The organism is Skermanella stibiiresistens SB22 (assembly GCF_000576635.1).
Taxonomy (GTDB): Bacteria; Pseudomonadota; Alphaproteobacteria; order Azospirillales; family Azospirillaceae; genus Skermanella; species Skermanella stibiiresistens.
This window is the reverse complement of the sequence record NZ_AVFL01000158.1, coordinates 1-262: the sequence shown is the minus strand read 5'-3', so window position 1 is coordinate 262 and position 262 is coordinate 1. Positions and strand designations below refer to the sequence as shown.

1 protein-coding gene is annotated in these 262 nt (G+C 67.9%); it reads right to left on the bottom strand.

The features are described 5' to 3' along the window. The coding region (locus tag N825_RS35890) for a dihydrofolate reductase family protein (protein ID WP_037462618.1) at positions 1–207 on the bottom strand (207 nt) is incomplete at its 3' end. Between the last annotated feature and the right edge of the window lie 55 nt (positions 208–262).

The following is a 262-nucleotide window of genomic DNA, read 5'->3' as shown; positions in this document are numbered from 1 at the left end:
CGCGAAGATGTCGTAGGTGCGCCGGCCCAGCAGCAGTTCGAACGGCGCCGCCATCAGGTCGCGCACGTGCCTGCCGATGGCGTCGTTGGCATAGGGCACGGTCCAGCCGCCCAGCCGGAAGCCGCCGGACGGGTCTTCATTCGGCCCACCGGGGGCCTGCACCACGCCGTCCAGGCTGGTGAAGAGGGAAACGATGAGTTTGCGCATGCCGTTCTCCAGGAGAGGGGATCGAGAGGACCCCTGGCACTACGACGAACGAGCC